This window comes from Pseudomonas triticicola (genome assembly GCF_019145375.1).
GTDB lineage: Bacteria > Pseudomonadota > Gammaproteobacteria > Pseudomonadales > Pseudomonadaceae > Aquipseudomonas > Aquipseudomonas triticicola.
In genome coordinates this window covers 660,086-682,284 of sequence record NZ_JAHSTX010000001.1, presented here as the reverse complement: position 1 = coordinate 682,284, position 22,199 = coordinate 660,086, and the positions used below count along the sequence as shown (strand labels likewise).

Below are 22,199 nucleotides of genomic sequence, written 5' to 3'. Positions count from 1 at the left end.
ATCGTCTCAATTGCGCTTCATACTTATTAAAACTCAAGCACTTGAATGAGCACGGCATCACGCCACATAACAATAAAACTCCATAACATAGCAGCAGATCGAGTGGAATTTATCGATGGCCATTTTCGGCCAGAACCCTGCCTACGATTACTTCCGAGGAAGTCATTGCTCGCCTGCCGATTTATCTTTTAGCCAATTTTGGTGTGTATTTAGGAGAGAGACATGGAAACGAGTACAACCCTCCCCAGAAAATATTTTGTTGTTGTGACGCACAGCACAACGTCGCAACGTGAACTGGAAAGCATCTTGTCCAGTGAGCGTTTCAATTCGTTTGGCACGTCGCAGGCACAAATGTTTGTTGAAGGTGTTGCTTCGCCCTCTTCCGCCCCGATGGTCATGGAGTTCAGTTACCCAAGCCTCAGCCGAAAGAATGTTGCGCGCAGTATCGAACATGATACTCAACGCATACTGGCCACTCTTGAAAATGAATGGCGAGCCGCGCAGACAGACAATCCGTTTCAAAGCTTCCCGACCCGCAGTGCAGAACGCGCTCATATCTCCAATATCAGCGAGAGCACTGAGCCTTGCAGCGACACCTGGCATCTTGACGATGAACAAGGCGTGTTGCTCAAGGACAATGTTGCGATCAGCCTCACTGGCCTGGAAACCGCGCTGGTGAGGAAAATGCTGAGCCATGAAGAGCGCGTGGTCAGTCGTGATGACTTGATCATCAGCATTGGTCGGGAGCCCGAGCAATACCGTGGCCTGGAAATGTGCCTGAGCCGTTTGCAGGACAAGTTCAAGAGTGCGAGTAATGGCGAGCGATTGTTCCGAGCCGTAAGAAATCGCGGATATTGCCTGATCCAGGAAGTCGTCGCTTAATCACAAGCGACACACAAACCAAGACAAACAGATATAAAGTGCGACTACAACAACAAGAAGAGCACTCTGTTTGGGTTCACCCTCCCTGATTCGATAAAAGCTTCCCTGCCTCCACCCTTCAACAGTAACAAATACGTCCCCGCTTTTTCATCCCCCTCTCTACGACCTTTTCTAACAGCCATCTATTGAATTATTAAAAAGTTGGCACTGTGCCATCTTGTTAGAACTCGTCAGACACCATTCCCGGCAATAACTTAGTCTATTGGCTGACGACAGTTCGGCTCTCGATGTTGTTACCTCAAGACACTCGCTAAAACAAAAACAATAAGTCTGCATAACAACTCGGCTTTCAACTGTTGAAACCTGAATGGACGTCTTTTGGGGATATCGTATGGATCTTTCTCTCAGTATTAATCGAAGCACGGGCCTCAAGGGACTGACCTTTTGGGGCCAATGGGCGCTGGCACAGGCTTTCGTTGTGACGCTGCTGTTCATTCTCGCTGAACAGCACACCGGCACCGTCGCGTTCTACTACCGAATGTGCGCCACCCTCGCCGTCCTGGCTTCAGTGCCGGCTTACACATTCAGCGGCGTTTATCGCAAACGCGACAACTACCTGACCGGCCTCGGCCGCTTGTTCATGGGCTGGTCGATGACCATGGCCGCGCTGGCGTGCATCGCGTTTGTCTGCCAGGCCGATGAGCTGTTTTCCCGTCAGGTGATTCTCAGCTGGGCGGTATACGGCTTCCTCGGTCAGGCGTTCCTCTACGCGCCGCTGCATGCATTTTCCAAGTACTACCAGCGTTCGCGTAAAAGCGAACACCGCACGCTGATTGTCGGTACTGGCGAATTGGCGTTGGGCCTGGCGAAAAAGCTCAGCCAACTGGAAAACCTGCCGCTGATCGGTCTGGTCAGCAACGGTGACAAACCTGTTCTCGCCTCGGATGCACCGCGTGTCGTTGGCGCTCAGGACGAGTTGCTGGAGTTGATCGAAGCTCACGACATCCGTCGTTTGTACATCACACTGCCGCTGTGCGAAGCCGCGAAAATCGAAGCGATGTATGTCGACTTGCTCGGGGCCAACGTCGATGTGGTGTGGGTGCCGGACTTGAACAGCCTGACCCTGCTTAACCACTCGGTGAAAGTCGTGGACGGCCTGCCGGCGATCTACTTGAACGAAAGCCCGCTGACCAGCCGTCCGACCGCTGCGCTGAGCAAAAGTCTGGTTGAGAAGACCGTGGCATTTCTGGCGATCATTGCGCTCAGTCCGCTGCTGCTGATCATCGCTCTGGCAGTGAAACTCAACTCGCCCGGCCCGGTATTTTTCAAGCAGGACCGCCATGGCTGGAACGGCAAGGTGATCAAGGTCTGGAAATTCCGCTCGATGCGTGTCCACGATGACCGCGAAGTGAAACAGGCCAGCCGCAATGACTCGCGCATCACCGCAGTAGGACGGTTTATCCGCCGCACTTCGCTGGACGAGTTGCCGCAACTGTTCAACGTGTTGCAGGGGCATATGGCGCTGGTAGGTCCACGGCCGCATGCGGTGGCGCACAACAATTACTACTCGGGCAAGATCCTCGCTTACATGGCGCGTCACCGAATCAAACCGGGCATCACTGGCCTGGCACAGATCAGCGGCTGCCGCGGTGAGACCGACACCATCGACAAGATGCAGAAGCGTGTCGAGATCGATCTGCAGTACATCAACAGCTGGTCGTTGTGGCTGGATCTGAAGATCCTGGTGAAAACGCCGTTTACGTTGTTGTCGAAGGATATTTACTGAGGCTCAGCGCTGCAGATCACAAGGGGACGAAAGTCCCCTTTTTTGTGCGCGGGATTTGGGTAATCCGTGTCGACAACAGGTGCGCCCCCGTGGGAGCGAGCCTGCTCGCGAAAGCGGTGTGTCAGGCGATGGCGATGTTGGATGTGCCGGACAATTCGCGAGCAGGCTCGCTCCCACAGGGATCAGGGTTCGGGTCGAAAATTGTGCTGTAACACAACCCCCTGTGGGAGTGAGCCTGCTCGCGAAAGCGGTGTGTCAGGCGATGGAGATGTTGGATGTGCCGGACCATTCGCGAGCAGGCTCGCTCCCACAGGGATTCGGGTGATGACCAGGATGTGTGGCGTGACGCCGATCAAGTGTAGGAGTGAGCCTGCTCGCGAAAGCGTTGTGTCAGGCAATGAAGATGTTGGATGCGCCGGCGCCTTCGCGAGCAGGCTCGCTCCCACAGGGATTCGGGTGATGACCAGGATGTGTGGCGTGACGCCAATCAGTTGTGGGAGCGAGCCTGCTCGCGAAAGCGGTGTGTCAGGCACTGGAGATGTTGGATGTGCCGGGCCATTCGCGAGCAGGCTCGCTCTCACAGACCAGCGCTTACTCGGTAATCTTCTCGAAGTTGCGATAGAACATGTCCCCTTCCCGGCTATCCGTCATCGAGTGCAGTTGATAGCTGCGGCTCAGTCTGGCGCCGCCATCTCGGGTCAGTGGCGCCCAGACCAGGTTGGCGCGGCGCATGGTCGACATGCTCATCATTTCGTCGAACGGGATCGACAGGTACAGGCCCTTGTCGAAACTACCTTCACCATATTCGGCGCTGCTGGCCGTGGTGATGGTCGCCCAGGCACCGACCCGCACACCATTGAAGAACTCACGCGAGATGTCCACGGTGGTGCCCCAATCCCCGGCCAGATAACGACCGACACTGACCGCCGCCAGCGTGTCGAACGGCAGGTCGGTATAGCCGGTGATATGCCCGGTCACGACCGAGTAATCGCGCAAGGCAAAGCCCTGATCGAAATCACGCTGGCGCACCCAGTTCAGGTCCGCGCCCAGCGACCAGCGTTCGCCGGTCGGGCGGAATAACACTTCCGCGCCGACGCCGGCAAACATCGACTCCAGATAGCCGCCGTAAACCATGCCGTACAGGTCTTTATCCAACTGCTCGGCATGGCTGAGCTGGAACAACGGCATGGTCGTGTTTGAGGTGGTCAGGTACTGGCGCAAATCCGTGCGCACGCGGGGCAAACCGCTCGGTGCGTCGTAGACGAATTTGTCGAAGTTGTTGACCAGGTTGGCGCTGAGCAATCCGCTCCACCAGGTGTTGCGGTTGAAGCGATATTCCGCGTCCGCATCGGCACTGAATTGATAGAGCAAACCATCCGGGCCGCCGACGTTCTGCTTGAAGCCCAGACCCACGCCATAGCTGAAATGCTGCGGCGCTTCGGTGTAGAGGGTTTTCTCGTTGTGCGGCATCGCCGGGTTGATTTCGGTGGTGCGGTGCAGCGCCTCCAACGGTTCTTCGTTGTTGATCACTTCGCGAAAGGTCTGGCGCGGCAGGCTGGTTTCTTCCAGCGGCAAGTCGTAGCGCTTGTTGACCACGGTGAACCAGTCGATGTCGTCGTTGACGCTGTTGTCGAGAATCCGGCTCGCGCGGCCAACGGCTTTGGACGAATGGAAATAACGCTGCTGCTCGCCATAGACGATCAGTTCGGAATCGCGCTGGCTGATGCGCTCGACCTTGTACCCGGCATTCTGCTGCAAACGCCGCGACACATCGGCCCAGTTGACCTGTTCCATTGAGGTCGTCGGCGCCTTCGCCGGCAGCGGTTCGGGGATCGGATCGTAGGTCTTGGCCGGCGCCTTGCGGCTGACGAAATTGGTGTGAAAGGTCACGCCGAACATCGCCGTGTTGCCCCGTTCCCAGGCAGCGCTCAGGTCGATCGAATCGGTCACCTTGAACACCGCGCCAAGGTTGATCGGCGAGTCCTGTTTGATCTCGTTGTCCTTCGGCTCGTTCTTGTAGTCGTTGCCTTCGAATTCCAGCTTCAGGCTCAGCCGATCCCACGGCGTCTGGTAGCTCACGCCACCGAACAGTGAAGGCTTGCCGCGAAAGTACGAGCCGGAGTTGACGTCACCGGTGCCTTCCAGCGCCGGGCGCGTATCGAAGCGATTGCTGACGTAGCCCAGCGGGTTGTCGAAGTCGCCGCGATTACCGATGTAGCCCCAGGCAATGCCGGCGCTGAAGTCGAAATTGTCGAAGCGCTTGTTGGCGACGAAGAATTCGCTGGAGAACAAACCGGTACCACCGATATCTCGAAAGCCCAGCGCCACTTCCGGCGCCCAGTGGCTTTCCTGCCACAGGCGTACTTTGGCGTCGACCGCCTTGTCCTTGTAGCTTTGACTGCCGCTGAGGGCCTCCGAGCCGTACGGCCGGTTGGTGATCGCGGTGTAGCGGAACGAACCTTCGAGCCAGTCCAGCGGTTGCAACGACACGCTGTAGCGGCTGTAGGGATCGGTGCGGTTGGCGTTGACGCTCAGCTCGCCGGCCGGGGCCATGCGCGCCGTCGGCGTCTGCAACAGACCGGCGCCACCGAAGTCATTCTGGGTAATGCGCGGCTCGGCGTGAGCCAGACCGCAGGGCAATAACAACACAGCTGCAAAACGTAACTTCAACGAACCACCTCGGCCAGCTGCGTGGCAATGAATTCGGCCAACTGCTGATTCAATTCAGGAAGAGGCGGATCAAGATCATCATTTTTTATCGGTACCAGAATCCTGCTGCCGGCCACCGGAAACTGCCCGGACTCGCGATTCCAGTGGGCAATGCCGACGCGGCGCGACACGCCGTTGGGCTGGATCAGCCACAGGTAATCGGCCTCGGCATCGTCGAGAATCGAGCAGCCTTCAAGATATTCGCGGGCCTCCTGCAATGGCTGGTACGGCAGGTGGCACGGCTCGGTGACCGCGCCCAACACCTGCACTTCATCAACCCGTTTCGGGTAGATCAGCCGATCGCCGTCATCCAGACGAATGTTGCGCGCGAAGCCGACTTCCACCGCCACCGGATCGAGGTCAGCGATCTGCCGTCCGGTCACTGGCATTTGTCGAACCTCTTCGGCAATGCGCTGCGCCAGTGCCGCGCGGCTTGGCCGATCGAACAGCGTCGCCATGCGTTGCAGCACCTCGAGATCGAACAGCACACCAACCTTGAGCCGCGTCTGTTCCTCGACCAGCGACTGGCGCAACAAGCCGCCCGCCAGCCAATAGCCTTCGGCATTGGGCACGGCTTCGCTGATCACATCGAACAGGCGTCCACCCGGCGGCAATGCGATCGGACCGGGATTGGCGACGTCGCCGGACACAGTGACGGCGGCCTGACTCGCCCCAGCAATCAGCAAAAGACCCGCCGCGATTAGGCTTAAGCGCTTCACGGCAGATGCCTGCGATCGGGGGTCAGTTGCACCAGCTTGACGCGCAGTTGCGAGGTCAGTTGTTGCTCGCTTTGCAGAATGAAACCGTCCCGCGGGTCGACCCAGTAACGGTTGGTTGCGCTGAGGCCGATGGCTGGGGCGTCGATCTGTTCATCGATGCGCAGCACCGAGTAAGGCTTGTCGAGAATTTCCAGGGTTTCGGTGGCGCGGCGGGAGAAGCGGCTGTTGACGATCACGCCGACTTCCTGGCCCTTGTGCAGATCGATCCAGCGCCGTGTGGTGAAACCGTCGGCGACGTGATGCAGGCCTTGCTTGAACGGCGAGTCATCGGCCAGCCGCGTGCCATCCAGATCACCTTGCAGGCCGAGGCCGATACTGCGCACGGCGAGGCCATCGCGCAGCAGCAAAACCTGCTTGCCGGAGGCGACCCAGAATTGCAGGTCTTCACGCTCGCGCACCAGCGCCAGCACGCCTGAGCCGGATGGCGTGGTCAGTTTCAGTTGCGGGTAGTTGACCCCGGCGACCTCAGCCGCTGTTACATCAACCTCATCGGGGCCGACGACGGCGGCTTTGAGGTTGTTCAGCGATGCGCTCATCAGCGGGTTACAGCCGCACAGCAACGAGGCCGCCATCAGGCAGACGCCCACTTTCAATAGGTTCACAGTCGGGCGGCCTTATTTGCTGTTGTTGCTGTATTCGCTCCAGTTCTTCGCTGCCGAAGCCCCGGTGCCGACAATCGACGCCGACGGCACCAACTGGCTGATGAAACGGTTCCAGCGCGTAACGTTGGCCGGGCCGACGTAGACGACATCCTGCGGCCGCACCTGAAAGTGCGAGGCCAGCGCCATGGCGGTCGGCGATTCGGCTTCGAGCTGATAGATCTTCGCCGGCTCGACGTCGAGATTTTCCACGCCGCGAATCACGTACACCGCGTTACCGTTGGAACTGGTCTGACTCAGGCCACCGACCGAACCGAGCACGTCGGACAGGTTCATGGTTGCGGTCTTGAAGCTCAGCGCGCGTGGCTGGTTGACCTCGCCCATGACGTAGATGCGCTTGTTGTCGTTGTACGGCAGATACAGCTGATCGCCGCCCTTGAGGTAGACGTTCTGCAGTTCGGAATCCTGCTGATTGAGCGAGTCGAGATTGAGCGGATAAACCCGCCCGTTGCGCGTCAGCAACAGCCCGGACAAGTCAGCATTGTTGGTGTCGATGCCGGCGGAACCGAGGGCCTCGACCACGCTCAGCGGATTGGTCGAAATCGCTTGCGGGCCGGCCTTCGTGACGGCGCCGGTGACCACGACTTTCTGGCTGGCGAAGCGCAGCACCGCGACGTCGACCTGCGGCTCGGCGATGAATGCCGACAAGCGCTGTTCGATGTCCGCGCGCAGTTGCTGAATAGTCCGGCCGGCGGCCTGGACTTCCTTGATGAACGGGTAATACAGCGTGCCATCGGAGCGCACCAGACGGCCGTTGGCATCGATCTGTTGTTGCGCGCCGGAGGGGGCGGTCAGCTCCGGGTGATCCCAGACGGTGATGTACAGCACGTCATTGTTGCCGATGCGATATTCCGCCGGCGTTACCAGCAGCTCCGCCGGCAGCGACTCACGCTTCTGGGTGGCGCGGTTCATGGCGATCAGCTTCGGGGTGATCGGAATCAGCTCGACCCGACTGCTTTCGCTGGCACCCTGGCGGGTGATATCGCTGGTGCTCAGGTACTGGCCGGGGGAAAACATGCAACCTTGCAAAGCGAGACTTGCCAACATTAAAAGATAAACACTACGAGTCATAATGGCACTACGCTATTCAAGGGCGAATCCAAAAAACAAAGTCACCCGACTTGCGTCGGGCGACTCTGTACTGCACTAACAAATGTTCCTGTTAGTTATGCGTGCCGGTTGTACCGGTGGTACCCGTCGTACCGGTGGTACCGCCGTTGGCACTGCCACCGCTGTTGGACGCCGCTACAGCACTGGCAACCATTGCAGTACTGGCCGCGGGCGCTTGCGAAGCCGCCACACTGCCACCTACATTGGTTACCGCTGTCAACGGCGCTTCAGCGGCGGCAGCCCAGTTGCTCAACATCGTCAACAGGGCAACTGCCATCACTTTTTTCATAACAACTCCTTTCTAACATTCGAACTGTTAAAAAACAGATCTGTGTCAGAGCTGGTAGCTTTCAAGTCCGCAAAGAGCGCGAACAAGATCCGTTGTTCTTTCACAGCCATACGCAACTGCAAAAAGTCGAACGGCAGGTTTATATCTACGGACTTGCAAAAGGCATTGCCAGTGTATTTTCCCGACGTTATCTAACAACCTGACTGAAACTAACATCGGATTAAATGGCCATCATCGCGAATAACCATTGGGATGATTCGATTGCCAGCGCCAAGTGTCGGCAACCATGTCCTGCAAGTTGCGCGTGGCTTTCCAGCCGAGTTCTTTCGCCGCTTTCGAAGCATCGGCAAAGCTCTCGGCGATATCACCGGCGCGGCGCGGCATCATCCGGTACGGCACCGGCCGCCCGCAGGCCTGTTCGAAGGCATGCAGCACTTGCAGCACGCTGTAGCCATCGCCGGTGCCGAGGTTCCAGGTGTGGATGCCGGTGCGCTCGCTGATCGACTGCAACGCTTTCAAATGCCCATCCGCCAAATCGACGACATGAATGTAATCGCGCACGCCGGTGCCATCGGCGGTCGGGTAATCGTTACCGAAAATCGACAGCTCACGCAGGCTGCCGACCGCAACCTGGCTGATATACGGCACCAGATTGTTCGGAATGCCGTTGGGGTCTTCGCCCATGTGCCCGCTGGCGTGGGCGCCGATCGGGTTGAAATAGCGCAGCAGCGCAATGCTCCAGCGCGGCTCGGCGAGGCTCAGGTCGCGCAGCACGTTCTCGACGATCAGCTTGGACTGACCGTAGGGATTGGTCGGATTGCCCGTAGGAAAATCCTCGCGAATCGGCATCTCTTCAGGCTCGCCGTACACCGTCGCCGAGGAACTGAACACCAGCCGGAACACCCCCGCCGCTGCCATCGCCTGACACAGGGTGATGCTGCCGCCGACGTTGGTTTCGTAGTATTCGAGCGGCTTGCGCACACTCTCGCCCACGGCTTTGAGCCCGGCGAAATGCAGCACGGCGTCGATCTGATGCTCGCGGAAAATCCGGTCGAGCAGCGGCCGATCGCAGACATCGCCGCGAATCATCCATGCACTTTTGCCGCAAATGGCTTCAACGGCGTGAAGTGCTGCGTCGCTGCTGTTACAAAGATTATCCAGAACGACAACTTCATAACCTGCTTCAAGCAATGCAAGTGTGGTATGTGAGCCGATATAGCCGGCACCACCCGTTACCAGAATCTTCATAGCGCGGTCCGTCATTGAATAAATACCCGGTAGCGTGTCAAGCCATGCCTGGTGGATATGCGGAGCAATTCACACAAACAGGGCGACAACAACCTCAAACAAATTTAGTTCAACCACTGGCAATAATTATTTTTGCCGGTCAAACTGTTTGACGGGTACTTATTAGCACTCCCTGGACACTTATCACTATCGACAGATACCGACTAAAAATAACTAATAACCAAGTAGTCGACATCTCATAACATTAGCGCTTTTTAACAGCGCAACTAATTGCCAGCAACAACCTGACTCAGGTATTAAAGTAAGCCTTCAATAATCATTGAAACTTGCCGCCACTTTGTGGTGCGCAACCGTCGCCTGTGTTCCATGACTGTCCAGGATACTTTTATGATTCGTAAATGTTTGTTCCCCGCTGCCGGTTACGGCACGCGTTTCTTGCCGGCGACCAAAGCCATGCCGAAAGAGATGCTGCCGATCGTCAACAAGCCGTTGATCGAATACGCCGTTGAAGAAGCACGGGACGCCGGCCTGCAACACATGGCCATCGTCACCGGCCGGGGCAAGCGCGCGCTGGAAGACCACTTCGACATCAGCTACGAACTCGAGCACCAGATCCGTGGCACCGAGAAAGAGAAATTCCTCGCCGGCACCCGCGAGCTGATCGACACCTGCACCTTCTCCTACACCCGTCAGGTGGAAATGAAAGGCCTGGGCCACGCCATTCTCAGCGGTCGCCCATTGATCGGCGACGAACCGTTTGCCGTGGTGCTGGCCGACGACCTGTGCCTGAACCTCGAAGGCGACGGTGTGCTGTCGCAGATGATTCAGCTGTACAGGAAATTTCGCTGCTCGATCGTCGCCATTCAGGAAGTCCCCGCCGACCAGACTCACAAGTACGGGGTGATTGCCGGTGAGCTGATTTCCGAGGGCATCTACCGGGTCAACAACATGGTGGAAAAACCGGCGCCGCAGGACGCGCCGTCGAACCTGGCGATCATCGGGCGCTACATCCTCACCCCGGACATCTTCGACCTGATCGCCGACACCCAACCGGGCAAGGGCGGCGAAATCCAGATCACCGACGCACTGATGAAACAGGCGCAGAACGGCTGCGTGCTGGCCTACAAATTCAAAGGCCTGCGCTTTGATTGCGGCGATGCCGAGGGCTACTTGCAGGCGACCAACTTCTGCTACGACAACGTGTACCTCAAGGGCCGCTGAGACGGCCCCCCATCACCAGAGGCAGGCAACCATGAACATTGCACAACATTCGACAGAGATTGAACGTGAGGTGGGCAACCTCGGGGTGATGAGCTGGTTGTCGCGCCATCAACCGCTGCCCAGCGCCAACGAAACCTGGCTGGGCACGATTCTGCTGGTGGAGAGGATCGGCGTGTTTCCTGCGTCCGGCGATATTCGCCGGCCGATGCGCGATCCCTATCCGCTGCTCGCGCACCTGAAAGCGTTGTATGGCGAACAGGCGCTGGAAATGGATGACCGCGATGGCCTGAAGGTGATCTTCAGCGACTGGCGCTTTCGAGTGCGCATCTGCTGCAATGATCCGGCGATCATCATAAACGTGGAAACCCGTTGTGATGCGCGGTTGATGCCGCGCAAGCTTGACGAACTGTTGGGGCTCATCGACGCCTTCAAGCGCGACGCCTGATCACCCTGGCGTCACGCCAATCCATTGTGGGAGCGAGCCTGCTCGCGAAAGCGGCGGCACAGTCAGCATTGATCGTTCCCACGCTCCGCGTGGGAATGCATCCAGTGACGCTCTGCGTCACGCTGCGGAGGGACGCGGAGCGTCCCGGGCGGCATTCCTTTGCTGCGCGTGGGAACGATCATGGTGGCGAGTCGTCGCAACCGGTACTCGTACCCGTTATCCAGCGATAAAAATAATCGGCAATCACCTTCCCGCCCGTGGCCGGCAACGGATGAATCTTGTCCGGGCCGATCATCGCGCTGGCGTAGCGTTTGACGTCGGGGCCGAACGCGCATTGCAGGTTGGCAAAACCGAGCTGCTGCTCACGCGCCCACGGTTCGAGCACCTGCGCGTAGGCCGACATCGGATAAGCGCTGGAGCGCGTGGTGTCCTGACGCATGATCAGGTTGATGCTCGCCGCCGGCTGAATCTCGCGCAGCATGCTCACCAGGCCCTGGACGTTTTGCAGATACTGCGCAGGTTTAACGCCGAAGCCCTGATCGTTGCCGCCGAGCATGATCAGGTAAACGTCGGCCGGGATCTTCGACACCACCGCTTTCCACTGCGCCTGCCACTGTCGATCGGCGTGATAGAAATCCGCCGATGCCGCGCCGGAGGCCGCCAATTTCGACACCCGAATGCCCTTCTCATCATTCGTCATCCAAAGGCCGAACAACGTGGGCGCGCCCTTCACCACTTCCAGTCTGAATGACCAGTCTGCGGCTGATGGAGCGCCCGCTAGCGCGACTTCCTGAACACCTGAGCCTGCGAGTTTCAACGGTTGCCAGTCTTGGGCGGGCGACCAGCGATAGCGCAACTCATCGGATTCGCCGTTGCCCAGATACACCAGTTTCGCCTGAGTGACCGTGGTATCGATGCGCGGCGAAGGGCTGGCATCGACTTGCAACCAGGCGCCCGGCTTGCCGCTGATCGTGCGACTGTCCGGACTGGCCTGGCCCAGCTCGGAAACCTTCCAGCCGCCGCCGAAGTATTTGTCGCTGCTGCGGGTGTATTTGAAATGCGTGCCGCCCAGCGCCGCGCCGTGGTTGAAACCGACGTAACCGGGGCCGGCAAAACCCACCTCGGCGGCCACTCGCTGCACCAGCTTGTTCAGGTAGAAATCCTGCCCGGCGGTGTAGCTGTCGCCGATCACCGAAACCGCCAGCACCTTGCCGGCCTTGCCCTCGCGCCACTGCGCAAAGCGCTGGCGGGCATCGTCTACCGTGATGGCCGTGGTGGCGACGGGTTGAGGGGCGTCTACTGGCATCATTGAATATTTTCCTTTGTCCGGGATGGCCCCTTCGCGAGCAGGCTCGCTCCCACAAAAGACCTTGTGCAATTCACACAACCTCTGTGGGAGCGAGCCTGCTCGCGAAGCTTTCAGCTGTTCTGCGTCTGCACCACCGGAGCGACAATCACCGGTGTTTTTTTCTTCGCCGCCCGCTCTCCAAGGAACAACACCGAGGTGAAATTGAACCGGCTGAACACCATCGCCAACAGCACCGGCCCGAGCAATCCGCAACTCAGACCACCAAGCACCAGCAAGCTCTCATCCTTCACGCCGAGGCGCCCGAGGACAAAGCGCGAGGTCGCCGCGAACAAAACATGAAACAGGAAAATCGCATAGGAATATCCACCGAGCCAGGTCAGCGCTTTCGAGCGCATGTCACTCGACAGCAACGCGATGCAAGACACGCACCCCACCGCCAAACCAATCAGGCTGCGGCGATCGACAATCAGCTCACGATCAATCGCCGCGACATAAAACAGCGTCAGCGAGATCAGCACAAACAACAGCGGCCCGATCACTTTGAAACGCTGCTTCAAAACATCGACATTTTCCTGACCGATCATCCCTGCAACAAAAAACGGCAGCAGGTAAATCGCACCGTTGATACCGAACGCATCCAGCGGCAAGGGCGGTAGCAGGAACAACACCGCCGCAAACGCAAACAAACCATACAACCGCGTCGCCGAACGCAGCAGGCCGCGCCATTCCAGCAGGCCGACGAAGATGAAAATGCTGAACACCGCCTGCAAAAACCAGAAGTGATTGATCGGCACCCAGAACGACAACAACGCGTCGATCACGCCGACGTCCTTGTTCACTCCCGGCCCCACCGCTTGCAACACCGAAAACGGTACGCCGACGCAGAACAGCGGCACGATCAGCCGCCGCACCTTGCCGACGAAGAAGGCGGAAAAGTCATTGCCGCGAATCTTGTAGATCGAATAGATGTAGCCGGAGATGAACGTGAACAGCGGCATGCGCACGTACACCATCGAATCGGCGATGACCCGGAACGGCGAGCCGATGTCGATCTTCAAACCGCCGCCCAGCGGGCCGATGACGTGATAGAGCACCAGCAGCAGGCACGCCAGGCCGCGCAGGGTTTCGATCTCCAGGGATTTTTTGTTGCTCGACATAGAGCACCTGCCTTAAGTGAGAATTCTTGATTCGACCTGCACCGGTTTGTTCGCGCGCAGCATCAAGCCCAGGCCGACGAACAACACCGGCACCACCATCGAGAAGTGGCGGGCAAAGGAGCCGAAGTCCGGCTCGAACAAGCCTTGCACCAACAGAAACGCCAGCGGAATCGCGATCAGTTCCTTGGGTTTGGTCTGGATCGGCGCGCCCTTGTAGTCGGTCGAAGTGATGACCTTGAACAGCAGCAGCGCGGTCATGATCATCAGCGCAACGAAGATCACCTGCCCCGGCCCGGACAGCAGAATCAGCTCAACCGGGAACGACAGGCGGAAGAAAATGATCATCGAATCCAGTGCCTGGGAGACGAAGTCACTGCCGCTGAGCCACGAGACGATGAGCGACTTCGAGCCTTCCTCGCCCGCCGTGCGCAGCTCGTTGTTGCTCGCCCGGATCGACGACACCGGAAAGCCCAGCGCCAGCTGAATCGCCATGGCCACCGCCAGATAAAACAGGAACAGCATCAGAAAGAAGGTGAAGCGCGAGACGTACTTTTTCATCACGCAGACGCCGACCCACGACAGCGAAAACAGGATCCAGTACGGCCGGATCAGCACACCGTAAATCACCGCCGAGAGGAAAAAACCGCCGCGATATTTGCGCGTCAATGCGCTGAGCAGAATGCTCAACACCGCCACCGACACGATGATTTCCTTGGTCAGGTTCTCAAGGAAAAACGAGCGCACGATGCCCCACAGGCACAGGGTGCCAAAAATGGTCAACGGCATGCGCCGGAACACCACTACCGGAATTGCGGTGAGGAAGAAATTGCAGAACATGCCGTAGGCCCAGGCATTGGTCAGATTGATCCCGGTGGGCCGCAGCAGGAACGCCGAACACTCGTAGGACGAGCGATCCGGTGAGAACGGATTCCAGAAATTGCAGTTGTCGGCGCGCGCATACGACGACCACAAGGTCATCGCATCCGGCCCCGGATCACGCGGCACCAGCAACGGCATCGCCACTGACAGAAACAGCCCGGTGAACAGGATCAGAAAGGAAATCGATGAATCGAATTTGCGCCCACGAAACTCGATGCGCGGCAATTTCAGGCCCATGACAGCGCAGCCTTTTTTGCGCCGGTGACACGGGTCAACACTGCAATCACACTGAGCTGCACGACGATGGCGAAAACATTGCCCCACGCCGCGCCATAGATCGAGTAATGCTTGATCAGCACATAGCTGACCGGCACTGAAATCAGCAGGCAGAGCGCCGCGCTGGCCAGCGACACCCGGCTGTTTTTCGAGGCAATCAAACCGCCCCAGACAATGTCGCCAATCGCCCGCAAGGCGAAGGAAAAAATCAGCACCGCGAGTAGCGCGTTATCGGGACGCGGCACGCTGGCGGCGACGTAATCGAGCAGCACATTGAAAAACACATAGATCGCCACGGCCACAACCGCAGAGACCACCAGCGAGCGCATCACCCATTTGTTGACGAACAGTTGCCTGACCGTGAACGCCTGCTGATCGGCCTGAAACCGTTTGGCCAACACCGGAATGCCGACCACCGCCACCACCGCATAGGACAATGCCTGCAAAGTGTTCGCCGCCGACCACGCGTACACATATTTACCGAGGCTGGCGTAGGGCTCCAGGTCGATGATCAGAAAGCGCTCGGCGTACTGACTCAGCGCGATCAGACCGGTGCCGAGATAGAACGGCAACCCGGCCTTCCACACCGTGGCGGTGTCCAGCGGCGCGGCTTCGCGGCCCTTGTGCACGTTCACCACGATCAAATAACCGGCGATGATTACCATCACGTTGGCGGCGACCCACAGCCACAACACACTGGCGATGCCCGCGACCCAGCCGAGCACCATGCCGCCCACCGCCAACACCGCCCACAGGCCGGTCTTGATGAAGAACAGCAGAGCACCGGCGGTGGCTTTCTGCGCAGAAAACACGAAGGAATTGATTTCGAACGACAGGTGCTCGGTGAGCAGCACCAGCGTCACGCACAGGATCAACGTGGCGGTTGCTTCCACCGACTGGAACAGCGAATAGATCAGCACGGTCAGTATCGACAACAACAGCCCCACCGCCAGATACAGCAGCAGAACCTTGTCGACCACCCGCCGCGAACTGCCGCCGACGCTGATCAGCCGGTTGATTTCGGAACTGAAGCCGACGCTGTAGAACTTCGACGCGATCAACGACGCCGCGACCACCACACCATAAAAGCCCAGCGCCTCGTAACCGAGGTAATGGGTGATGGCCAACACCAGCAAGAACTTCGCGCCCAAGGCTCCGCCGCGAAGCAACAGCCGAAATATCATCGAACGACACCCTTGATGATTTCGTCCATGGCCACGGTTTTCGCCTCGATTTCGCGGCAAGTGTCGGTCAGGCGCTTGCCGAAATCCGCCAAGGCATTGGGCGCGTAGACGGTGTTGATGATGGTGTCGACGTCGATGTCGCCGCCGTTGATCACCCAGTCGTCGACGCCCATGTCCTGATAGGCGCCAAAGCCTTTGCGCTCGTAGCTGATGTGATACGCCGGCACGCCGGAGAGCAGCGATTCGATGGCGCCGTGCAGACGCACCGAGATCACCAGGTCCGGTTGGTACTTGGCAATGGTTGCCTTCAGCGACAGCAGATCTTCGTTGATGCCCAGCTCGCGGTAGAACGCGCCGTCATCGTTGCCCCGCACCGCGCTTTGCACGGCACAGACCACTTTGCTTTTGTTCTTCAGACGCTGCAGCAGCAGTTTCAGATTGGCCACGTAAGCGACCTTCTTCTCTTTGCTCCACTCCGGCGGCTTGCGCAGCACCACGCACACCGTCGCCGGCGAAGCGGCGCAGCGGGTGAATTTCGGTTGCTGAAGAATCTTGCTCGCCAGCGACTGCACGGCCAGATCCGGCGCGCGGTAGACGTTTTCGCAAGCATCGAAGATGGCCGAGGAACGGTTGTCGCGCACGAACACCGCATCGGCGCTGGCGTAGTGCTCGACAATCTTGCTGCTCTCGCCGTGGAACGGGCCGATGCTCTGCGGCAGGTACACCGAAGGCACCTTGCTGAGGATCGCGGTTTCCAATTGCTTGGCGTGGCCGAGCTTCAGCTTGATGTGCTCGAAGGCGCTTTTCGAACGCATGTAACCGCCGCCGACACCGACGATCAGATCGGTCTTCTTCAGCAGATCGGCGAGCCCGGCGTAGGACTGATTGAGAAACACCGCTTGCTTGACCCGGCCCAGACCTTTGGCCGCCATCACCGGCGCATCGAAACGCGGGTGCGGCAGATAGTTGAACGACTCAGGGTCGGACGCCACGACACTGATCGCGGTGTCGTCACCGAAGTTACGCTGCACCAGAGCAATGGCCAGATCGACGAGCAGACCGTCACCGGAGTTGGACGCACTGTAGCCATGCAAAATCGTTACGTTCATAAGCTTGAGTTCTACTTAATAAGTGGGAGCGTGATACAGGTCGTAGGTCTGGCGGATCATCAACGCGGCGCTGAAGCGTTCGCGGACAATGCTCCGGCCTTCGTTGCCGAGGTCGAGCAGGCGCGGCTTCTGGATGATCGTCAAAACATCGGCCAGCGCCTGGTGATCGCCGGACGGAAACACGTAGCCGGAGACTTCGTTGGTGACCAGTTCCGGCAGTGAAGTGCAGTTGCTGGCAATCACCGGCAGCCCCATGGCCATGCCTTCCAGCGGCACCATGGCAAAGCCTTCCCAGCGACTCGGCACGATCAGCGCATCGGCTTTCTGATACAGCGCCTGCACTTCACTCGGGGTCACCCACGGCAGGTACTCGACCGAATCCATCGGCGGGCACTCGACAGAGTCTTCGTTGACCGCACTGCCAACCACCGTCAGTTTGAGGTCGTTGCGATTGACCTTGGCGTAGGCCTTGAGCAGCACGTCGAAGCCTTTCTGGTAATCCAGGCGCCCGACGAACAGCAGATGAATCGGCTCGGCGCCAGCGCTTTTCGGCGCGTCATCCTTGTGATGAATGCCGTTGTAGATCAGCTTCATGCGCTTGCGCTCGATGCCGAAACGCGCGGCTTTATCCAGCTCGTACTGGCTGACGCAGATGATCACGTCAGTGACTTTTTGCAGCACGCGCTCGATCCACGCATAGACCTTCTGCTTGGTCGGCGAGCTTTCCATCAGGAACGAAAACGCGTGCGGGCAGTAGACGATTTTCGGCTTGCGCCATGATCGCAACAGCACGCACACAACACGGCCGATCACTCCGGAAAAGGTGCTGTGCAAATGCACGACGTCGGGCTTTTCCTTGAGCAGCACCTGGCTCAGGCGCCAGGCGAAACGCAGCAGCGATGGCACGTTGCGACCGCTGCGTGGAAAGGTGCGCACCTGCTGCGGGGCGATGCCGTGCAGCTCCTTGGCCTGATCCTCGGGCACCAGATAGACCAGTTGATAATTCGCCGCGTCGCCTTCAGGCGATGCCGAGATCGTGCGGATCACCGTCGCCACGCCACCTTTGATCGTCTCTGCCACGTGCAGTATTTTTTTCACAACTCACCCACTTCAAACAGGAAAGAACAATCGGCAACCATCAGGATTTGTCGGACGCGTATTCGTAGTTGTAATAGCCGGTGCCGCCGTAATAGCTGGCCGCACGCTTCTCGACGCCGTTGAACACCGCGCCTTTCAACTCGATGCCGTTCTGGGCGAAGCGGCGAATGGTCAGTTCGATCTCTTTGGCCGGGTTCACGCCGAAGCGGGTGACGATCAGGCTGATGCCGGCCTCGCGACCGACGATGGCGGCATCGGTCACTGCCAGCAGTGGCGGCGTGTCGATGATCACCAGGTCGTAGCGCTCGCTGAGTTCTGCCAGCAGTTCGCGGAAGTTGGCGTGCATCAGCAGCTCGGAAGGATTGGGCGGCACCTGTCCCCGGCTGATGAAGTGCAGGTTGTCGACTTCGACTTTGTTGATCGCCTGCTCAAGGGTGCAGCGCTTGACCAGCAGGTCGGACAGACCGTTGCTGATCGGCGTATTGAGGGTTTTGTGCAGGTGCCCTTTGCGCATGTCGGCATCGATCAGCACCACGCGCTGGCCGCTGAGGGCCATGACCGCCGCAAGGTTGGACGAAACAAAGGTCTTGCCGACCTGCGGGCTCGGCCCGGAAATCATGATGCGGTTGTTGGTCGAATCGAGCCCGGCAAAGTGCAGGCAGGTGCGCAGGCTGCGGATCGATTCGATCGACAGATCGGTCGGGTTGCGCAGCGCCAGCAGGTACGCAGGTTTGTCGACGCCGTCGCGGGCGCGGCCCTTTTTGTTGTCCTCTTCTTCCTGCAAGGCGCTGTAGGGAATCGACGCATAAACCGGCAGGCCCAACTGCTCGATGCCCTCCGGGCCTTCAAGGCCTCGGCTGAGGGATTTGCGCAGCAGCACCAGCGCCACGCCGACAAACGCGCCGAGCAATGTCGCGATCAGCACGATCAGTGGTTTTTTGGGTTTGATCGGATTGGTCAGGTCGACATCGGCAGTGTCGATCAGGCGCACGTTACCGACGGCCCCGGCGCGGACGATGTCGAGTTCTTGCGATTTGTTCAGCAACTGCGTGTAGATCTGCGAAGCCACCTCGACGTCGCGGGTCAGGTTGAGCAATTCCTGCTGGGTGGCCGGCAAGTCCTGAACTTTGCCTTCGAGGGATTTCTGCTGCTGGGTCAATTCGCCGATCTGCGTCATCAAGGCGCGATAGGCCGGGTGCTGTTTGGTGAACTTACGATCGAGTTCGGCCTGCTGCATTTTCAGCTCGGAGATGCGCGTTTCCAGCGCCACCGACTGGCCCAGCACCGACTGGGTTTCCAGCGAGATGTTCACGGTCTTGCCGTGGGTCTGGTAGGCATTCAAGGCGTCGCTGGCCTTGGCCAGATCACGCTTGACCTGGGGCAACTGGCTTTGCAGAAACGCGAGGCTCTGCGCGGCTTCCGCCGAAGTGCGCCGTACGTTTTGCTCGACGTAGAGCGAGGCGATCTTGTTGAGGATCTTCACCGCCTCGGCCGCGTCGGAGCTGGCCAGCGCCAGACGAATGATCCCCGACTCTTTGCCCTGTTCGGAGATATCCAGCGCGTCCTGATAGCCCTGAATGGTCACGATGCGTGGATTGCGCACCACCTGAAAGCGCGTGCCGGGGTTGGCCGACAAGTGCGCGATCTGCCCTTCTACGCCGTCGTTGGCAAACGCTTCGCCGGCCACGCCTTCGGCGAGCAGATTGTCGTTTTCATCGAACAGTTGAAAACGCTGCTGCTCGCCGGCGATCAGGGTGAGTTTCTTGCCGAGCAGGTCTTTCGGCAATTGCAGCCGAGTGAATTCCAGGCGCTCGCCACCCCAGGCATAACTGTTCAAACCGAAACGCGGCGGCGCGACGCTGGTCTCGCTGTCTCCGCGATAACGCCGCGAAAGGAAGCCACCGATCATTGGAAAAGTGTTGGGGGTGACGTCGATATCCAGGCGCAGGTCGTCAACGGTTTTGCCGATCACTGCGCGGGATTTGATGATGCCGATTTCGGTCACCGACGGCGATTGCCCACCGAGCATGCTGTTGAGGTCGGAGAATCCGAGCATGTCGTTCTTTTTCGGTTCGACCTGCACCAGCGCGTTCGCCAGGTACACCGGCGTTGCCAGAACCGCATAAGCGACGCCGGTGACCATGAAGGCACCGGTCAGCGCGCCGATCAGCCACTTCTGGTCGATCAGGCTGCCGAAGATGCCGAGCAGATCAATACTGTCTTGATCATTGTCGCGGGTGCCGATTACGGACGGTAACTGCATAAGTCTGTTCTTACCATTTACTGTTCTGAAGAAGATTCATCAATGCCCGAGACGCTTTGCCCATGAACTAACAGCATCTTCAATCAATGCGTGGGCATGAATAAACGCGGCTTTGCCTTGACGATACGGATCATGTATTTCGCGCTCGCTCTGCCACTTGCCGAGCAGAAACACTTTGCCTCTGGCGTGCGAGGCAATCTTCAGCACTTGATTGACGTGGGCCTTTTCCATGACCAGGATCAGGTCCGAGTCATTGACGATGTCCGAAGTCAGTTGCCGCGCCTTGAAGGCCTCGGCGCAATGCCCGTGCTCTTCGAGAACCTGCCGCGCCGAGGCTTCCACGCCCTCGCCCACGCGGGCGGACAGGCCGGCAGAGGACACGGTGATGGCGGACGGGCCCAGCGCGTTGCGCAGCAGCAGTTCAGCCGTCGGACTTCGGCATATATTGCCCACGCAGACAACGAGGATCTTTTTGAACAAGTCTTGCTTTCCTGTGTAATATCAAACAGCCAACATGCCGTGAAAGTTAATGAACCCTCACGACTTTCCTGCACTCAGAAATAGCTTCGCCCTGTTAGTACAGGAACATTAAGTACCACAGCGTTTTAAGCCGCCCCAACCACAATTAGCGGACTAAAAATAACTGTGATTTTCAGTTGCTGTTTTCCTGACAAAAAATAACATTCGCGCACTTAGTGCCATCACCGTTATCGGAAATTGAGTAACGGGATAAATATTCGTAGTTGTCATTCTCTTCAGGAGAGCAGACATGAAAACAGCACAGCGCAATAAACTCGCCGCCCTCGCCCTGATGGCGCTCGGTGCCACCAGCCAGGGTCACGCCAGTGAGCTGTTCCCCAACCTTCCAGCGAAAACCATTGGCGTGCAGGTGAAAATCCAGAGCTTCACCGCCGCCGATGCCGCGCAGATCAAAGCGGCAGGCTTCAGCTTTGTGCGCTTCGGTGTGTGGAGCGACAGCCTCACCGCCAAGACTTATCAGAAACAGGTCAGCGACGCCTTCGCCGCAGCCGCTTCCGCCGGCCTGCCGGTGCTGCTGACGGTGCGCGCGATCAAGGCACTGCCGGCCACGTCGCCGGAGGAGCTGAACGCCGCCGGCGCTAAGTTCGCCAACACCGTGACCGGGCTGGAAAAAACCTGGAGCTCGCAATTGGTGGCGATCGAAATCTGGAACGAGCCGGACCTGGAAACCTATTGGCCGACGCGCAATTTCGATACCACCTTCGTGCCGTTCATGGCCGGCATGTGCAAGGCCTTCGAAGGTCAGCCGCAGACGACACCACGGGTCGGTTTCGGCTTCGCCCGGCCGCCAAGCGCAGGCTCGGCTTCGACGGTGGCGCTGAAAAGCATCGTCAGCGAGTACCCCAAATGCCTCAACGCAGTGTCCTATCACCCTTACGGCATGACCGCCACGCAGATCGGCAACGCGCAGACATTCATCCAGCAGAACTTCAATCTGCCGGGGGTCATCAGTGAATGGGGGGTTTCGGCCCTCGCCTCCAACGGTGGTCCTGAGGGGCAAGCGACCAAGATCAACGCGTTTGTTACCGACGTCAAACGCCTGAACATTCCCCTGACCTCTATTTATGAATGGCGGAACAGTGATTCGGGCAGCAACGATCGCGAGAAGAACTTCGGCTTTCTCACCTCTGACGGCCAGCCAAAACCGGCACGCTTGTCGGTAGAAGGTCTGTTGAACGCTGAGTAAGCCTTGGGCAACCGGTCTGTTCACAGGTCGGTTGCTTTGAACCTGTGGGCTGTTTTGGCATCGTATTCAG

The 22,199-nt window shown here is 58.6% G+C and carries 19 protein-coding genes; 5 read left to right on the top strand and 14 right to left on the bottom strand.

Annotated features, from left to right (window positions below):
• Nucleotides 1-222 precede the first annotated feature (222 nt).
• Nucleotides 223-882, top strand: coding sequence for a winged helix-turn-helix domain-containing protein (locus KVG85_RS03075; RefSeq protein ID WP_122508334.1), 660 nt, complete (start codon nt 223-225; stop codon nt 880-882).
• Nucleotides 883-1,273: 391 nt separating this feature from the next.
• Nucleotides 1,274-2,668, top strand: coding sequence for an undecaprenyl-phosphate glucose phosphotransferase (locus KVG85_RS03070; RefSeq protein WP_122612703.1), 1,395 nt, complete (start codon nt 1,274-1,276; stop codon nt 2,666-2,668).
• A 591-nt stretch (nt 2,669-3,259) separates the two neighbouring features.
• On the opposite strand, the gene KVG85_RS03065 is transcribed toward KVG85_RS03070, so the two are convergent.
• The 6 genes from KVG85_RS03065 to galE form a co-directional block, all read right to left on the bottom strand.
• On the bottom strand, nt 3,260-5,338 hold the full coding sequence (locus tag KVG85_RS03065; RefSeq protein ID WP_217862946.1) for a YjbH domain-containing protein: 2,079 nt from the start codon (nt 5,336-5,338) through the stop codon (nt 3,260-3,262).
• Entirely contained in the window at nt 5,335-6,096 is a 762-nt protein-coding gene (locus KVG85_RS03060) for a capsule biosynthesis GfcC family protein (protein WP_125927268.1), read from the bottom strand. Before KVG85_RS03060 ends, KVG85_RS03065 begins: the two co-directional genes overlap by 4 nt.
• Entirely contained in the window at nt 6,093-6,758 is a 666-nt protein-coding gene (locus KVG85_RS03055) for a YjbF family lipoprotein (RefSeq protein WP_217862945.1), read from the bottom strand. Before KVG85_RS03055 ends, KVG85_RS03060 begins: the two co-directional genes overlap by 4 nt.
• Nucleotides 6,759-6,770: 12 nt before the next feature.
• Nucleotides 6,771-7,886 carry a polysaccharide biosynthesis/export family protein gene (locus tag KVG85_RS03050; RefSeq protein ID WP_172667912.1) on the bottom strand — a complete coding sequence of 372 codons (1,116 nt, stop codon included), beginning with the start codon at nt 7,884-7,886 and terminating at the stop codon, nt 6,771-6,773.
• Between the two features lie 91 nt (nt 7,887-7,977).
• Nucleotides 7,978-8,214, bottom strand: a complete 237-nt coding sequence (locus KVG85_RS03045) for a hypothetical protein (RefSeq protein WP_016775457.1) — start codon at nt 8,212-8,214, stop codon at nt 7,978-7,980.
• A 231-nt stretch (nt 8,215-8,445) separates the two neighbouring features.
• Nucleotides 8,446-9,462 (bottom strand): UDP-glucose 4-epimerase GalE, encoded by a 1,017-nt coding sequence (galE, locus tag KVG85_RS03040; RefSeq protein ID WP_016775458.1) that lies wholly within the window; start codon nt 9,460-9,462, stop codon nt 8,446-8,448.
• Nucleotides 9,463-9,849: 387 nt separating this feature from the next.
• Here galE and galU point away from each other — a divergent pair, with 387 nt between their 5' ends.
• Nucleotides 9,850-10,683, top strand: coding sequence for a UTP--glucose-1-phosphate uridylyltransferase GalU (gene galU / locus KVG85_RS03035; RefSeq protein ID WP_056791458.1), 834 nt, complete (start codon nt 9,850-9,852; stop codon nt 10,681-10,683).
• A gap of 31 nt (nt 10,684-10,714) precedes the next feature.
• On the top strand, nt 10,715-11,128 hold the full coding sequence (locus KVG85_RS03030) for a mannose-1-phosphate guanylyltransferase (RefSeq protein WP_217862944.1): 414 nt from the start codon (nt 10,715-10,717) through the stop codon (nt 11,126-11,128).
• A 178-nt stretch (nt 11,129-11,306) separates the two neighbouring features.
• Here the strand turns inward: KVG85_RS03030 and KVG85_RS03025 are convergent, their stop codons facing one another.
• The 8 genes from KVG85_RS03025 to KVG85_RS02990 form a co-directional block, all read right to left on the bottom strand.
• Nucleotides 11,307-12,437, bottom strand: coding sequence for an SGNH/GDSL hydrolase family protein (locus KVG85_RS03025; protein WP_217862943.1), 1,131 nt, complete (start codon nt 12,435-12,437; stop codon nt 11,307-11,309).
• A 110-nt stretch (nt 12,438-12,547) separates the two neighbouring features.
• Nucleotides 12,548-13,594, bottom strand: coding sequence for an acyltransferase family protein (locus KVG85_RS03020; RefSeq protein ID WP_217862942.1), 1,047 nt, complete (start codon nt 13,592-13,594; stop codon nt 12,548-12,550).
• Nucleotides 13,595-13,606: 12 nt separating this feature from the next.
• Nucleotides 13,607-14,710 (bottom strand): hypothetical protein, encoded by a 1,104-nt coding sequence (locus tag KVG85_RS03015; RefSeq protein ID WP_016775461.1) that lies wholly within the window; start codon nt 14,708-14,710, stop codon nt 13,607-13,609.
• Nucleotides 14,701-15,933: an oligosaccharide flippase family protein gene (locus KVG85_RS03010; RefSeq protein ID WP_217862941.1), complete on the bottom strand. Its 1,233-nt coding sequence runs from the start codon at nt 15,931-15,933 to the stop codon at nt 14,701-14,703. The genes KVG85_RS03015 and KVG85_RS03010 overlap by 10 nt, the downstream gene beginning before the upstream one ends.
• Entirely contained in the window at nt 15,930-17,042 is a 1,113-nt protein-coding gene (locus tag KVG85_RS03005) for a polysaccharide pyruvyl transferase family protein (protein ID WP_186566124.1), read from the bottom strand. Before KVG85_RS03005 ends, KVG85_RS03010 begins: the two co-directional genes overlap by 4 nt.
• A gap of 15 nt (nt 17,043-17,057) precedes the next feature.
• On the bottom strand, nt 17,058-18,140 hold the full coding sequence (locus KVG85_RS03000; protein ID WP_217862940.1) for a glycosyltransferase: 1,083 nt from the start codon (nt 18,138-18,140) through the stop codon (nt 17,058-17,060).
• 40 nt (nt 18,141-18,180) lie between these two features.
• Nucleotides 18,181-20,403 (bottom strand): polysaccharide biosynthesis tyrosine autokinase, encoded by a 2,223-nt coding sequence (locus tag KVG85_RS02995; RefSeq protein WP_217862939.1) that lies wholly within the window; start codon nt 20,401-20,403, stop codon nt 18,181-18,183.
• A gap of 39 nt (nt 20,404-20,442) precedes the next feature.
• On the bottom strand, nt 20,443-20,883 hold the full coding sequence (locus tag KVG85_RS02990; RefSeq protein ID WP_016775466.1) for a low molecular weight protein-tyrosine-phosphatase: 441 nt from the start codon (nt 20,881-20,883) through the stop codon (nt 20,443-20,445).
• Between the two features lie 289 nt (nt 20,884-21,172).
• Here KVG85_RS02990 and KVG85_RS02985 point away from each other — a divergent pair, with 289 nt between their 5' ends.
• Complete coding sequence (locus KVG85_RS02985) at nt 21,173-22,129, top strand: cellulase family glycosylhydrolase (RefSeq protein WP_217862938.1); 957 nt, start codon at nt 21,173-21,175, stop codon at nt 22,127-22,129.
• The last annotated feature ends 70 nt before the right edge of the window (nt 22,130-22,199 follow it).

Coding starts and splice junctions, on each gene's coding strand:
- KVG85_RS03025 (WP_217862943.1), bottom strand. CDS start 12,437: ATGATGCCAGTAGACGCCCCTCAACCCGTCGCCACCACGGCCATCACG.
- galE (WP_016775458.1), bottom strand. CDS start 9,462: ATGAAGATTCTGGTAACGGGTGGTGCCGGCTATATCGGCTCACATACC.
- galU (WP_056791458.1), top strand. CDS start 9,850: ATGATTCGTAAATGTTTGTTCCCCGCTGCCGGTTACGGCACGCGTTTC.
- KVG85_RS03045 (WP_016775457.1), bottom strand. CDS start 8,214: ATGAAAAAAGTGATGGCAGTTGCCCTGTTGACGATGTTGAGCAACTGG.
- KVG85_RS02995 (WP_217862939.1), bottom strand. CDS start 20,403: ATGCAGTTACCGTCCGTAATCGGCACCCGCGACAATGATCAAGACAGT.
- KVG85_RS03030 (WP_217862944.1), top strand. CDS start 10,715: ATGAACATTGCACAACATTCGACAGAGATTGAACGTGAGGTGGGCAAC.
- KVG85_RS03010 (WP_217862941.1), bottom strand. CDS start 15,933: ATGATATTTCGGCTGTTGCTTCGCGGCGGAGCCTTGGGCGCGAAGTTC.
- KVG85_RS03005 (WP_186566124.1), bottom strand. CDS start 17,042: ATGAACGTAACGATTTTGCATGGCTACAGTGCGTCCAACTCCGGTGAC.
- KVG85_RS03050 (WP_172667912.1), bottom strand. CDS start 7,886: ATGACTCGTAGTGTTTATCTTTTAATGTTGGCAAGTCTCGCTTTGCAA.
- KVG85_RS02985 (WP_217862938.1), top strand. CDS start 21,173: ATGAAAACAGCACAGCGCAATAAACTCGCCGCCCTCGCCCTGATGGCG.
- KVG85_RS03020 (WP_217862942.1), bottom strand. CDS start 13,594: ATGTCGAGCAACAAAAAATCCCTGGAGATCGAAACCCTGCGCGGCCTG.
- KVG85_RS03075 (WP_122508334.1), top strand. CDS start 223: ATGGAAACGAGTACAACCCTCCCCAGAAAATATTTTGTTGTTGTGACG.
- KVG85_RS03015 (WP_016775461.1), bottom strand. CDS start 14,710: ATGGGCCTGAAATTGCCGCGCATCGAGTTTCGTGGGCGCAAATTCGAT.
- KVG85_RS03070 (WP_122612703.1), top strand. CDS start 1,274: ATGGATCTTTCTCTCAGTATTAATCGAAGCACGGGCCTCAAGGGACTG.